This is a genomic window from Halomonas sp. (genome assembly GCF_034520545.1).
GTDB lineage: Bacteria > Pseudomonadota > Gammaproteobacteria > Pseudomonadales > Halomonadaceae > Halomonas.
The window spans coordinates 136457-149760 of sequence record NZ_JAXHNN010000002.1; the positions used below are offsets into that span (position 1 = coordinate 136457).

14 protein-coding genes and 2 pseudogenes are annotated in these 13304 nt (G+C 64.7%); 10 read left to right on the plus strand and 6 right to left on the minus strand.

Annotated features, from left to right (window positions below; translation table 11 throughout):
- Positions 1–112: 112 nt before the first annotated feature.
- A pseudogene (locus U5L98_RS00645) lies at positions 113–346 on the plus strand (aspartate/glutamate racemase family protein); the annotation flags it as partial.
- 62 nt (positions 347–408) lie between these two features.
- Here the strand turns inward: U5L98_RS00645 and U5L98_RS00650 are convergent.
- From U5L98_RS00650 to uraH, 3 genes are all read right to left on the minus strand, one after another.
- Positions 409–1140, minus strand: a complete 732-nt coding sequence (locus U5L98_RS00650) for a GntR family transcriptional regulator (RefSeq protein WP_322556422.1) — start codon at positions 1138–1140, stop codon at positions 409–411.
- Positions 1141–1220: 80 nt separating this feature from the next.
- The gene (locus tag U5L98_RS00655; protein ID WP_322556423.1) at positions 1221–2423 is read right to left on the minus strand and encodes a urate hydroxylase PuuD; all 1203 of its coding nucleotides are present in this window, start codon (positions 2421–2423) and stop codon (positions 1221–1223) included.
- Positions 2424–2475: 52 nt separating this feature from the next.
- Positions 2476–2829 carry a hydroxyisourate hydrolase gene (gene uraH / locus U5L98_RS00660; protein ID WP_322556424.1) on the minus strand — a complete coding sequence of 118 codons (354 nt, stop codon included), beginning with the start codon at positions 2827–2829 and terminating at the stop codon, positions 2476–2478.
- A 228-nt stretch (positions 2830–3057) separates the two neighbouring features.
- On the opposite strand from uraH, the gene uraD reads away from it, so the two are divergent.
- Complete coding sequence (gene uraD, locus U5L98_RS00665; RefSeq protein ID WP_322556425.1) at positions 3058–3582, plus strand: 2-oxo-4-hydroxy-4-carboxy-5-ureidoimidazoline decarboxylase; 525 nt, start codon at positions 3058–3060, stop codon at positions 3580–3582.
- Here uraD and U5L98_RS00670 read toward each other — a convergent pair.
- Positions 3575–3748, minus strand: a complete 174-nt coding sequence (locus U5L98_RS00670) for a hypothetical protein (protein ID WP_322556426.1) — start codon at positions 3746–3748, stop codon at positions 3575–3577. The two genes, uraD and U5L98_RS00670, sit on opposite strands and share 8 nt — an antisense overlap.
- 47 nt (positions 3749–3795) lie before the next feature.
- Here U5L98_RS00670 and U5L98_RS00675 point away from each other — a divergent pair, with 47 nt between their 5' ends.
- The gene (locus U5L98_RS00675; RefSeq protein ID WP_322556427.1) at positions 3796–4419 is read left to right on the plus strand and encodes a phosphoribosyltransferase; all 624 of its coding nucleotides are present in this window, start codon (positions 3796–3798) and stop codon (positions 4417–4419) included.
- 110 nt (positions 4420–4529) lie between these two features.
- Here U5L98_RS00675 and U5L98_RS00680 read toward each other — a convergent pair whose 3' ends face one another.
- Both U5L98_RS00680 and U5L98_RS00685 read right to left on the minus strand, forming a co-directional pair.
- Positions 4530–4886, minus strand: coding sequence for a phasin family protein (locus U5L98_RS00680; protein ID WP_322556428.1), 357 nt, complete (start codon positions 4884–4886; stop codon positions 4530–4532).
- Positions 4887–5098: 212 nt separating this feature from the next.
- Entirely contained in the window at positions 5099–5806 is a 708-nt protein-coding gene (locus tag U5L98_RS00685; protein WP_322556429.1) for a glutathione S-transferase family protein, read from the minus strand.
- Between the two features lie 120 nt (positions 5807–5926).
- Here U5L98_RS00685 and U5L98_RS00690 point away from each other — a divergent pair.
- From U5L98_RS00690 to U5L98_RS00720, 7 genes and pseudogenes are all read left to right on the plus strand, one after another.
- Positions 5927–6127: pseudogene (locus U5L98_RS00690) on the plus strand (L-lactate permease); the annotation flags it as partial.
- Positions 6128–6415: 288 nt separating this feature from the next.
- Positions 6416–7915 (plus strand): glycolate oxidase subunit GlcD, encoded by a 1500-nt coding sequence (gene glcD, locus U5L98_RS00695; RefSeq protein WP_322556430.1) that lies wholly within the window; start codon positions 6416–6418, stop codon positions 7913–7915.
- Positions 7916–7924: 9 nt separating this feature from the next.
- The gene (gene glcE / locus U5L98_RS00700) at positions 7925–9028 is read left to right on the plus strand and encodes a glycolate oxidase subunit GlcE (RefSeq protein ID WP_322556431.1); all 1104 of its coding nucleotides are present in this window, start codon (positions 7925–7927) and stop codon (positions 9026–9028) included.
- A 1-nt stretch (position 9029) separates the two neighbouring features.
- A complete protein-coding gene (gene glcF / locus U5L98_RS00705) occupies positions 9030–10277 on the plus strand; it encodes a glycolate oxidase subunit GlcF (protein ID WP_322556432.1) in 1248 nt (415 codons plus the stop codon).
- Between the two features lie 10 nt (positions 10278–10287).
- Entirely contained in the window at positions 10288–10689 is a 402-nt protein-coding gene (locus U5L98_RS00710) for a GlcG/HbpS family heme-binding protein (RefSeq protein ID WP_322556433.1), read from the plus strand.
- Positions 10690–10759: 70 nt separating this feature from the next.
- Positions 10760–11680, plus strand: coding sequence for a DMT family transporter (locus U5L98_RS00715; RefSeq protein WP_322556434.1), 921 nt, complete (start codon positions 10760–10762; stop codon positions 11678–11680).
- A 51-nt stretch (positions 11681–11731) separates the two neighbouring features.
- Positions 11732–13303, plus strand: coding sequence for a bifunctional GNAT family N-acetyltransferase/carbon-nitrogen hydrolase family protein (locus U5L98_RS00720; RefSeq protein ID WP_322556435.1), 1572 nt, complete (start codon positions 11732–11734; stop codon positions 13301–13303).
- Position 13304 lies beyond the last annotated feature (1 nt).

Sequence of the window (13304 nt, forward strand, 5' to 3'; positions counted from 1 at the left end):
GTTTATTCCGGCACCTGCCGCCGGCAACGGAGCGGGGGCGGCGCATATATTGTATACAATAAAAATATATAATGTACCCAATCGCTCCGCAACCCTCCCCCCGACGCCCGACGGTATCGCCGAGGCGGCATTTCATATGGCCACCCTTATCAGCACTCGCTTCTCCATCGTCACCACGCTGGGACGCACCGGCATCATCGCCGAACATCTGCTGGAACAATACGGCTTCGCCCAGCACTGGCGCCGGGTGCGCGCCGCGGAGATCCCGGTGCTGGAGCTAAAGCTGGAAGCGGACGATGACACGGCGCTGAACCGTATCATCGAGGAGTGCCGACAGGCCCGCAACTAGGCAACACCTAGCCCTTCGATATTCAAAGCACCCTCACGATTACAGGCCTGGCCTGAATCTCAGTCAGAAAAGATCCGGTGAAGGTCCGGGGCCTCTGCCTCCTCCTCGACGATGGAGAGCGAGGCCTCGATGGCCTTGAGGTGGCGGCCCATGAAGGCCTGGGCGCGCTCGCCGTTGCCGGCCTCCAGGAAGCCGATCAGGTCGTCGTGGTCGTGGGACTCGCAGCCCAGGTGGCCGGGGTTGCCATAGACCGCGAGGATCAGGGAGGAGCGTGAGCAAAGACGCTCGACGAAGTCAGCCAGGGTGGCATTGCCGGAGATCCGCGCCAACCGGGCGTGAAAGTCCGCCGAAAGCCGGATCGCCGTACTCTGCTCACCGGACTTCAGGGCCTGGCGCTCGCGCCGGGCCATGTCGCGAAGCTCGCGCAGGTCGTCATCGGTGATGCGCAGGGCGATCTCCGGCATCAGGCCGCACTCGATCATCTGGCGGGCGTCGAATACATCCTTGGCCTCCTCGGCGGTGGGCCGGGTCACACTGGCCCCACGGCGTGGGGTCAGTGTGACCAGTTGCTCCAGGGCCAGACGCTGGAGGATCTTGCGGATTCCGGTCCGGCTGATGCCGAAGACCTCGGCCAGGGCGTCCTCGCGCAGGCGCGCCCCGGGCCTGAGGCGGTGTTCGATGATGGCGTCACTGATCGAGCGGTGAATCTCCTCGTGGCGCTCGGCACCTTCCCCATTCTTGCCTGTTCGGCCCGCACCACCACGTTCAGCAACCGTCTGGCGCTGGTTCATCGAGTCCCCTCCTCCCCTGGTAGTCACCGGCATACGCGATCATTGTATACATATCGACGGCCTGCCGGCGACTGGTCGGCTCACTCCTCCCAGGCGGCGATAATCGCACGCTCCTCGTCGGTCATCCCGGTCATGTTACCCAGCGGCATGTAGCCACTCGCCACTACTTCCTTGATCTTCGCCTGCTGGGCACTGAGCTGTTCGAGGGTGTCATAGGCCATGCCGGCCGGCGGCGCATTGAAGCCCGTCTGGGTGGGTTCGCGGGAATGGCAGGTCAAGCAGCGCGCCTCGATGATCTCGTGAACCTCCTCCAGTTCGGGGGCCACCGAGGCCGTGACATCGGCCTGGCCACCGCCGGAAGGGGCCGCGATCCAGAATGCCACCAGAATAAGGACCACCCCGACCGCTGGATAGGCCGGGCGCTTGTGACCGGAATGCATCAGCACGAAGTACTGGCGGATCAGGGCGCCGGCAAAGATGAACAACGACATGATCACCCAGGCCAACTCATGGGAATAGGCGAAGGAATAGTGGTTGCTGATCATCAGCAGCACCACCGGCAGGGTGAAGTAAGTGTTGTGTACGGAGCGCTGCTTGCCGCGCTTGCCGTCCAGGGGATTCGGTGTCTCGCCGGCCTTCATCGCCTTCACCATGCGACGCTGGCCGGGAATGATCCAGAAGAAGACGTTGGCCGACATGGCGGTAGCCATCACCGCGCCGGTGAGCAGGAAGGCGGCACGCCCCGAGAAGATATGGCTGCTCAGGTAGGCCACCACCACCATCATCACCGCCACAGCGATGCTGAGCAGGCTGTCACGTTCCATGTTGGGACTGATGCGCTTGCACAGCTCGTTATAGACCACCCAGCCTGCCAGCAGGAAGACCAGCGCCAGGACATTGGCCTGCCAGCCGCTCATGTTCGCCGCCCAGTCCCAGCTGCTGCCCGGGTTCACGAGGTAGAAGCTCGGGTTCACCATATAGAGGATGACGAACAGGCCGAAGCCGGTGAGCCAGGTGGTATAGGCCTTCCAGAACGACCAGTGCAGGTCCTCCGGCAGCTTGTCGGGAGCACTGGCGTATTTCTGGTTATGGTAGAAACCACCGCCGTGCACCGCCCACATCTCGCCGAAGACGCCCTTCTCCCGGTCCTCGGCGGCTTTGGGCGTGCGCAGGCTGTTATCCAGCATCACGAAGTAGATGGATTCACCGATCCAGGCGATGGCGGCGATGACGTGCAGCCAGCGCAGCATGAAGTTGGCGAAATCCAGCAGATAGGCTTGCATGAGGGGAACCTCGTCTTGCGTATTGTTGTTGAGAAAGGAGGTTGAGTGCCCCTCAGCTGCCTCGGTAGGTGGAGTAGCCGTAGGGCGAGAGCAGCAGCGGTACGTGATAGTGCTGCCCGGCATCGGCCACGCCGAAGCGCAGTGGGATCACGTCGAGGAAGCGCGGCTCCTCGGCTTCGATGCCCCGGGCGCGCAGGTAGTCGCCGGCGTGGAAGACCAGCTCATACTCGCCGGTCTGGAAGCCGTCGCCCTCCAGAAGGGGAGCATCGCAACGCCCGTCATCGTTGGTGACGGCCTCCTTGAGCCGGGTGCGGTTCTCGCCCTCGATGCGGAAGACCTCGATGCGGATGCCGTGGCCGGGGCGGCCCTGGGCGGTGTCCAGTACATGAGTGGTCAGGTATCCCATTGGGTACTCCTTTGCGTGTCGGGTGGGTAGTTGCCTGGCGCTGTCCTTGGTGGGCGGCCATCATGAAGCCCACAATGAAGACAGTTTTAGCTTTTATCGGAGTACATTTCAAAATTTTTTTGTATACAATTTACGCGGAAGGCACCGAAAACCCTCGATGCCCACTTCACGGCCTGCCCGCCACTGAGTACGCCGCCAGGCCGCAACAGCAAAAGAGGAGCCCTCAGAATGACCGACAAGATCCTCACCCCGCGCCCCAGCCAGCTGGACCAGCAGAGCTTCGTGGCCCACTACGGCGACATCTACGAGCACTCTCCCTGGGTCGCCGAAATTGCCTGGCAGCGCGGCCTGTCTCCCGCCGAGGACACCCCACTGGGCCTGGCCGAAGTGATGGGAGCCGTGCTGCGTGAGGCCAGCCCCAAGCGACAGCTCGAGGTGATCCGTGCTCACCCGGACCTCGCCGGCAAGGCAGCCGTCGCCGGCAAACTGACCGACGACTCCACCCGCGAACAGGCCGGCGCGGGCCTCGACCAGTGCACGCCCGAGGAGTTGGCTCGCTTCGAGCACCTCAATGCCGACTACAAGGCAAAATTCGGCTTCCCTTTCGTGATGGCCGTCAAGGGCAGCGACCGCCATGCGATCCTCGCCGCCTTCGAGGAACGCCTGCCCAATGATCCGGCCGAAGAGCGCCGTACCGCAATCGAACAGATCAACCGCATTGCCCGCTTCCGACTGGACGCCCGTATCAACTGAGCGAGGGCTCCTCGGCGATGCCCAGGCTCAGCGCCAGCGCCAGCGCCAGGCCGACGATGGTCATGTTGCGGGCCGACAGCTCATTCTTGATGAGCAGTTTGATGCCCGTCATGGTGATCATGCCGAAGACGATGATGGTGGCCTTGCCACCGTTTCGCACCTTCACCCTGGCGACCTACACTAAGAGAGAATTTCCCAATCAGGAGCACCGTCATGTTCCGTGATCGCCTTGACGCCGCCGAGCAACTCGCCAGCCGACTCTCTCACCTCAAGGGGCACAACCCGCTGATCCTGGCCATCCCGCGAGGCGCGGTACCCATGGGGCGACTGATCGCCGACGCTCTGGAGGGCGACCTGGACGTCGTACTGGTGCGCAAGGTGGGAGCGCCGGGCAATCCGGAATTTGCCATCGGCGCGGTCAGCGAGGATGGCAGCGTGGCGCTGAAGGAGACGGCGAAACACTTCCGAGACGAGGCCGTCAGTCGAGAGACGCAGAAGCAGCAAGAGTTGCTCGAGGAGCGCCGCCAGCGCTACACCCCGGTACGGGCACCTATCGATCCCAAGGGGCGTGTCGTGGTGGTAGTAGATGATGGCAGCGCCACCGGGGCTACCATGGAGGCGGCCCTGAGTACGCTCCAATCACGGGAGCCAAAGACGCTGATTGCCGCCATGGGAGCGGCGCCGCCCGATACGGTGAAACGGCTCGAGACCCTGGCCGATGAGGTAGTCTGCCTGGAGATTGACCCGGACTTTCGGGCCGTGGGGCAGTTCTTCGCCGAGTTCGGACAAGTGGAAGAGGACGAGGTCATTGAACTGCTGGGCAGCGAACACGGCTGAGGAGAAAAAGCAGCCAAAAGCAGCCAAAAAAGAACACGGGCGTCACCCTAGGTGACGTCCCGTGAATGCCGGCCGGAGCCGGCGCTTGCCATGCTCGTTAGCCTGATGCCTTACTTGGCTGCCGTGGTGGCGGCCTTGATGCCGTCCTCGGCGAGCTTCTGGCTCTGCTGGACGTACTCCTGGCTCAGACTCATGATCCTCTCGGCATCGCCGCGCAGGCGCTCGCCCATGTCCTGGCTGGCCTTCTGCTGGGTCTCGACGGCTGCCTTGAGGCTCTCGGCATCGCGAACGTCCAGCAGACCGCGAGCCTGAGCCATACCCATGTCGGCCAGGGCGCGGATCGCGTCGAACTGAGCGGCGACCAACTTCTCGGTGTAGTCGAGGTTGAGGGCGCCGAAGCTGCGTGCGGGTGCCACGAACATGGACTCGAACTGTTCGGTAGCCTGTTGGTTGGTTGCCTTGCTCATGAAACACCTCCGTCTGTGGTAGGACACCGGGGCCTGACGCCCTGTGCTGCAATGCAGCGTAGCAAGCCTTTTTGTGCAGCGCAACATTCGGTGCATCAAAATCTCTCTCGAGAGACACCGCAGGCCATGAACCACGACGCCCGGTCGGAGCCGGGCGTCGCAGAGAGCAAACGAGGCCGTATCACTCGACGGCCATTTTCGGATCCGGCACCTCAGCGATAGGCCCCCTCGATGTCGGTAATGCGCAGGGCCTTGCGCCCCAAGCCGCCGTGCTGATCGAGCATTCGCTCTATCCAGGCGTGGACCGGGTCGGCATTGGAGACCAGGTCCGCGCTGGAGACACATCGGGCCCACATGAAGCTACCGAAGACCAGGTAGTCGGCACCCGCCGGGCTCTTACCGTCGAGGAAGTCGGCATCCTTGAGCTGGCCGCGCAGCGGTTCCAGGGCGGCATCCAGCTGGGCCAGCCCTTTGGCCGGGGAGTGGAACTCCTCCAGGGCCCGCCCGAAGCGCTTCTCGCGGGTCTCGCGGAAGTAGGCCCGGTCGTCGGGATGGATGGCATTGAGCAGGTCCATGATGATGGTGCGCATCATCGCCGGTGCGAGCGCCCGCTCGGTATAGTGCTTGAAGAAGTGCCCGCGCGCCTCGGCGAACCCTTCGCCTAGAAGCGGTGCCTCGGGATAGGTGCTGTCGAGATAGCGCAGGATCTCGTAGCTATCGGTGACTACATTGTCACCATCGACCAGCACCGGTACCTTGTCATGGTCGGCGAAGGCCAGGGCCTGCTTCTCGGTGAAACGCCAGGGCCGCGTCTCCACCTCCAGCCCCTTGTGGGCCAAGGCATAGCGCACGCGCCAGCAGTAAGGCGAGAAGCGCAGCCCCTCGTCGATGCCGCATAGATCGTAAAGCACCCGTGTCATGCCACCTCCTGGTATCCGCTCATTGGTCTGCCTCGATAGTGCCAGCCTTTGCCAGCCTTTGCCAGGCACCGCCATGCCATCGCCGGCGAACAGCCAGACGACCGCGACCTGTCCGGGGGGGGGGGCATCCTGCTGATGGTAGTGCTGCTCACCGCTCTGCTGCACCGCTTGCGCATCGGGGAACTCAAGGCGGCCTTCAGCGAGTCTACCCACACCATCTTCGGTGCCGGCTTCGTGCTGATCTTCACCATTCCCATGGTGCGAATCCTGATCAACTCCGGCGTCAACGCCGCCGACCTGGTCTCGATGCCGATGGCCATGTACCTGCTAGGCATCAGCGACCCGCTCCTGCGCCTGGGCTGAACGCCATCGGAAGGCACCGACGCAGCCCCAACGGCCTGGCCGTGGACTGCGTCCTCGTGATCTGAGAGGGATGTCATCCCTAGACACAAGGGTATATCTTGGAAATACTTTCCATTATTATGCCAACAACTGGTCTGACCAGGAACCCAAGGTCTGGACATGCCCGTCAAGAAAGCACAGATTGGGGGCCACAACCGGTAACCTGCCCAGCCCACGCGGGTAATGGGCTACCAGCGAGGAAGCCATATGAACATCCTCTATGACGAGCGGCTCGACGGCGAGCTGCCGGCAATCGACAAGGCCGACGTACTGGCCGACCTGCAGCAGGCGGCGCCCGGGCTCACTCTGCTTTTCCGCGAGGAGGACCTGCGCCCCTTCGAGTGTGACGGCCTCGCCGCCTACCGCGTGCTGCCCATGCTGGTTGCCCTGCCCGAGACCCTGGAGCAGGTCGAGACGCTGATGAAGCGCTGCCGCGCCCTTGGCGTGCCAGTGGTGACCCGCGGCGCCGGCACCGGCCTCTCCGGCGGGGCCCTGCCCCTGGAGAAGGGCGTGCTGCTGGTGATGTCGCGCTTCAATCGCATCCTCGACGTGGACCCGGATGCCCGCATAGCCCGGCTCCAGCCCGGCGTGCGCAACCTGGCCATCTCCGAGGCTGCGGCACCCTACGGCCTCTACTACGCACCTGACCCCTCCTCGCAGATCGCCTGCTCCATCGGCGGCAACGTGGCCGAGAATGCCGGCGGCGTGCACTGCCTGAAATACGGGCTGACCGTGCACAACGTCATGAAGGTCGAGGTGATCACCATCGAGGGCGAGCGCATGACCCTGGGCAGCGAGGCGTTGGACGCCCAGGGCCTCGATCTGCTCGCCCTGTTCAACGGTTCCGAGGGCATGCTCGGCGTGGTCACCGAGATCACCGTCAAGCTGCTGCCCAAGCCCGAGACCGCCAAGGTACTGATGGCCAGCTTCGATGACGTCGAGAAAGCCGGCCGGGCGGTGGGCGACATCATCGCCGCAGGCATCATCCCTGGTGGGCTCGAGATGATGGACAAGCTCGCCATCCGCGCCGCCGAGGACTTCGTCAAGGCCGGCTATCCGGTGGAGGCCGAAGCCATACTGCTCTGCGAGCTGGATGGGGTAGAAGCAGACGTCGATGACGACTGCGCCACCGTGCGCAAGGTGCTCGAGAAGGCCGGCGCCACCGGCATCCAGCAGGCCCGCGACGAGGCAGAACGTGCGACGTTCTGGGCCGGGCGCAAGAACGCCTTCCCGGCAGTGGGCCGCATGTCGCCGGACTACTACTGCATGGACGGCACCATCCCGCGCCGCGAGCTGCCGCGGGTGCTCAAGGGCATCGCCGACTTCTCCGAAGAATATGGCCTGCGGGTCGCCAACGTCTTTCATGCCGGCGACGGCAACATGCACCCGCTGATCCTCTTCGATGCCAATCGGCCCGGCGAGCTTGAGCAGGCTGAGGAACTCGGCGGCAAGATTCTCGAGCTATGCGTCGAGGTCGGCGGCTCGATTACCGGCGAGCACGGCGTGGGCCGCGAGAAGATCAACCAGATGTGTGCCCAGTTCAACCCGGGCGAACTGACCACCTTCCACGCGGTGAAGGCGGCCTTCGATCCCGATCGTCTGCTCAACCCGGGCAAGAACATCCCCACCCTCGCCCGCTGCGCCGAGTTCGGTGCCATGCATGTGCACAACAATGAACTCCCGCATCCCGAGCTGCCCCGATTCTGAGGATTCCCCATGGCAGAGACACCACCCCAACCGACCGATCAGGACATCAGCGAGGCGCTCGGCGAACGCGTTCGCCGGGCCACTGCCGAGAGTAGACCGCTGCGCATCGCCGGGGGCGACACCAAGGCCTTCTATGGCCGCCCTGTCGAGGGCGAGACACTGTCCACCCGCGAGCACCGCGGCATCACCTACTACGATCCGGTGGAGCTGATCGTCTCGGTGCGCAGCGGCACACCGCTGGCCGAGCTGGAAGCCACCCTGGCCGACAACGGCCAGATGCTCGGCTGCGAGCCGCCCCACTTCGGCGCGGACGCTACCGTCGGTGGCATGGTCGCCACCGGCCTCTCCGGCCCGCGTCGCCCCTGGGCCGGTAGCGTACGCGATTTCGTGCTGGGCACCCGGATGATCACCCACGAGGGCTACCAACAGCGCTTCGGTGGCGAGGTGATGAAGAATGTCGCCGGGTACGACCTGTCGCGGCTGATGGTCGGCGCCCAGGGAACCCTGGGGCTGATCACTGAGGTCTCGCTCAAGGTGCTGCCCCGACCCGGCGCCAGCCACAGCCTGCGCCTCGAGATGCCGCTGGCGGATGCCCAGGCGAAGCTCGCCGAGTGGGGGCGCCAGCCGCTGCCCATCACCGCCGCAGCCTGGTATGCCGGTGCCCTGCATCTGCGCCTGGAAGGCGGGCCCAGCTCGGTCGCCGCCACCCGCGAGCGCCTCGGGGGCGAAGAGCTGGACACGGACTTCTGGACGGCGCTACGCGAGCAGACGCTGGACTTCTTCTCCCGGGACGAGGCCCGCGCCCTGTGGCGCCTGTCGCTGCCCCACAACACGCCCTCGCTGGCGCTTGCTGGCGTCGAGGAAGCGGACCTGCTCCACGACTGGGCCGGCACCCAGCGCTGGCTGCGCAGCGACCTGGCCGCCGACACCATTCGCGAGGCCTGCGCTCGTGCCGGCGGCCACGCCACCTGTCTCGGGTCCCGCGAGGGACCGGGCCAGCCCGACCCCTTCATGCCGCTGGAACCGGTGGTGGCGAAGTACCATCGAAATCTAAAAGCCCAGTTGGATCCGAAGGGCATCTTCAACTCGGGTCGACTCTACGCGGAGCTCTGAGATGCAGACGCACTTTACCGATGAAGACCTCAAGAAGCCCCATATCCGCGAGGCCGATCGCGTCCTTCGCAGCTGCGTGCACTGCGGCTTCTGCAATGCCACCTGCCCCACCTACCAGCTGCTCGGCGACGAGCGTGACGGCCCGCGCGGGCGCATCTACCTGATGAAGGAGATGCTCGAGGGCCCAGAAGATGACACCCAGGTGACCGAGGAGACGCGGCTGCACCTCGACCGCTGCCTCACCTGCCTCAACTGCGAGACCACCTGCCCCTCCGGGGTGGAGTACCACAAGCTGGTCAATATCGGCCGTGCCGAGATCGAACGGCGCGTGCCCCGCTCACTGCCCGAGCGCACACTGCGCTACGGGCTGCGCAAGGCGCTGGTGGAGCCTCGGCGCTTCAAGGCGCTGCTCAAGCTGGGTCAGACCTTCCGGCCGCTGGTGCCCGGGGCCCTCAGGGACAAGATGCCCCCGACGCCAGTGGATGCGGGTGCCCGTCCCGAAAGCAACCGCCACGCGCGACAGATGCTGATTCTCGAGGGCTGCGTACAGCCCGGGCTTTCGCCCAACACCAACGCCGCCACCGCGCGCGTGCTTGACCGCCTGGGAATTGGCCTGACCCCGGCCCCCGAGGCCGGCTGCTGCGGCGCCATCGACTTCCACCTCAACGCCCAGGACGAGGGTCGCGAACGCATTCGCGCCAACATCGACGCCTGGTGGCCCCATATCGAGAAAGAAGGGGGGGCAGGGGTCGAAGCGATCGTCCAGACCGCCAGCGGCTGCGGCGCCTTCGTCAAGGAGTATGGCGAGATGCTCGCCGACGACCCCGACTATGCGCACAAGGCCGAGCGCATCAACGAGCTCGCCAAGGACCTGGTGGAGGTGCTGCGCGACGAGGACCTCGCCACCCTCGAGGTGAAGGAGCGTCGCCGGCTCGCCTTTCACTGCCCCTGCACCCTGCAGCACGCCCAGAAGCTCGGCGGCGCCGTGGAACAGGTGCTCGGCCGGCTCGGCTTCGCCCTCACCCCGGTGCAGGACGCCCACCTCTGCTGCGGCTCGGCGGGAACCTATTCCGTTACTCAGCCAGAGCTTGCGACCCAGTTGCGCAACAACAAGCTCGACAATCTCGAGGCCGGCAACCCGGAGGTGATAGTAACCGCCAACATCGGTTGCCAGACCCATCTGGCCGGCGCCAACCGCACCCCGGTGCGACACTGGATCGAGATCGTCGATGAGGCGTTAACCCCCTAAGGAGAACACCATGCAGACCAAACCCGTACTGACCCTTGACGATGTTAATGCCATCCTCGACGCCGCCCAGCAGGAAGCCCAGGCCAATGGCTGGGCCGTAACCGTGGCGATCGCGGATGACGGCGGACACCTGCTCGGCCTGCGCCGCCTCGACGGGGCGCCACCCTTCAGCGCCGACGTCGCGACCGAGAAGGCGCGCAACGCCGCCATCGGGCGCAAGGAGACCCAGGTCTTCGAGGACATGATCAACAACGGCCGGACCGCCTTCGTGACGGCACCCTTGACGGCCCTGCTGGCCGGTGGGGTACCGGTGCTCGTCGACGGCCAGGTGGCCGGTAGCGTCGGCATATCCGGCGTCAAGCCCGACCAGGACGTGCAGATCGCCAAGGCCGGTGTCGCTGCTGTCGCCTGATCCGGCCGAGTGCCGTAAGCTGAGAGGCCCCTGCAAGCGCAGGGGCTTTTTGTTGGTCAAGAGGTCTCCGATGCCACTGCTTTACCTACTGCCACCGCTGGGTGCCGTGCTGATCTGGTCGGGCAACATGACCATCAACCAGCTCACCGTGGGCGCCATCGCGCCAAGCAGCATCGCCTTTTTGCGCTGGATGCTCGCGCTGGCAGTGCTCACCCCCTTCCTGGCCCCGGCAGCCTGGAAGCACCGCGCCACGATTCGCCGGGAGTGGCCGAAAATCGCCGTGCTGGGCCTGCTGGGCATGGGCCTGTGGCAGGGGCTCGCCTACGTGGCTGCGGAGACCACCTCGGCCACCAACATGGGCATCCTGGCGGCCATGGTGCCGCTGCTGACGGTGCTGCTCAGCGCGCTGATCCTGCGCGAAGCACCGAGCCTCGGCGGCACCCTGGGCGGCATACTGGCACTGGTCGGGGTATCGGTGTTGCTGGGGCACGGCGACCCGCGATCACTGCTGGAGCTGACGGTAGCCAGGGGTGATGCGCTGATGCTGGTAGCCGCCACTTGCTACGCCCTCTATGGGGTGATGCTCAAGCGTTGGCCCATCGCCCTGCCCCCCTGGGTGCTGCTCTACGCCCAGGTGATCTTCGCCGTGCTCTTCCTGCTGCCACCCTACCTGATGGGCCCCATGACGCCAGTGGATGGCAGCAACATCGGGCTGATTCTCTACGCGGGCATCCCGGCCTCGATCATCACCACCTTCCTGTGGATGCTGGCGATACGCCAGATCGGTGCCAGCCAGGCCAGCATCTTCATCAATCTGATGCCGCTGTTCAGTGCGCTGATCGCCATGGCCTTCCTCGGCGAGCGGATCGCGCTATTCCACCTGATCGGCGGGGCCCTGGTGCTGGGCGGGGTCATGATGGCGCAGACGCTGACCCGGCCGCTGGGAAGGCTGTCGGCAACGCCGACGCTCGTCGACAGGGGCCCGCGCTGAGCATGATAGACTGCTGCGAGACTTTCCCCTGACCAGAAAAAAGGACGCGCCATGTCCCTCGAAGACCTGCACCTCAACCTGCGTAACCTGACTCCAGACGATTATCCGCAGCTCCAGACGCTGATGGATCGGGTCTACGACGACATCGGTGGCGCCTGGCCGAAACCCACCATCGACAAGCTGATCAATGAGTTCCCCGACGGACAGATCGTCATCGAGGATGACGAGACCATCGTCGGCGTGGCCCTGACCGCGTTGGTCGACTACGACACCTTCTCCAACCCCCACCGCTACGACGACCTGATCGGCAAGCGCGAGACAATCCTCAACGAACCCGACGGCGACGCCATGTATGGGCTCGATGTGCTGATCCATCCGGACTATCGCGGCTACCGGCTGGGCCGGCGCCTCTACGAGGCACGCAAGGAGCTGTGCCGCTCCATGAACCTCAGGGCGATACTGGCCGGCGGGCGCATCCCCCAGTATCACGAGCACGCCCATGAGCTCTCCCCGGCTGAGTACCTCGACAAGGTGGCCCGCAAGGAGATCCACGACCCCATCCTCTCCTTCCAGCTGGCCAACGACTTCCAGGTCAAGCGCCTGCTGCGCAAGTACCTGCCGGAAGACGAGAAGTCCCAGGGCTATGCCACTCTGCTGGAGTGGAACAACATCCTCTTCGAACCAGCAGAACGTGTGCTGGAAAATCGTCCCACCCAAGTGCGGGTCGGCGCGGTGCAGTGGCAGATGCGTGAGTTCGACTCGGTGGAAGCGGTGCTGCAGCAGGTGGAGTACTTCGTCGACGCGCTCTCCGACTACAAGAGCGACTTCGCTGTATTCCCGGAGCTGTTCAACGCTCCGCTGATGGGTCTGCAGGACCGCGCCGCCCAGCAGGACCAGATGGCCGCCGTGCGCTTCCTGGCCGGTTTCACCGAGCGGTTCAAGACCGAGCTGTCGCGCATGGCGGTCTCCTACAACATCAACATCATCGCCGGCTCGATGATAGAGGTCGGCGAGGACGACCGCCTCTACAATATCGCCTACCTCTGCCACCGTGACGGCAGCATCGAGCGCCAGGCCAAGCTGCACATCACGCCTCAGGAGCGCCGCGACTGGGTGATCGAGGGTGGCGACGAACTGCTGGTGTTCGAATCCGATGCCGGACGAGTAGGCATCCAGATCTGCTATGACGTGGAATTTCCCGAGCTCTCGCGTCTGCTCGCCGATCAGGATATGGACATCCTCTTCGTGCCCTTCTGGACCGATACCAAGAACGGCTACCTGCGGGTGCGCCACTGCGCCCAGGCACGGGCTATCGAGAATGAATGCTACGTGGTGCTGTGCGGCAGCGTCGGCAACGTGCCTTCCATCGAGAACCTCGACATCCAATACGCCCAGTCGTCGGTCTTCTCGCCCTCGGACTTCGCCTTCCCCCACGATGCCGTGCTCTCCGAGACCACGCCCAACACCGAGATGATCATGTTCTCGGACCTCGACCTGACCCGCTTGACCGTGGTGCGAGCCGAGGGCTCGGTGACCAACCTCAAGGACCGCCGCAAGGACCTCTTCGACCTGCGCTGGAGAGACTGGTCCTGGAAGTCCGGGGCCGATCTGGAGGAGAGCTGAG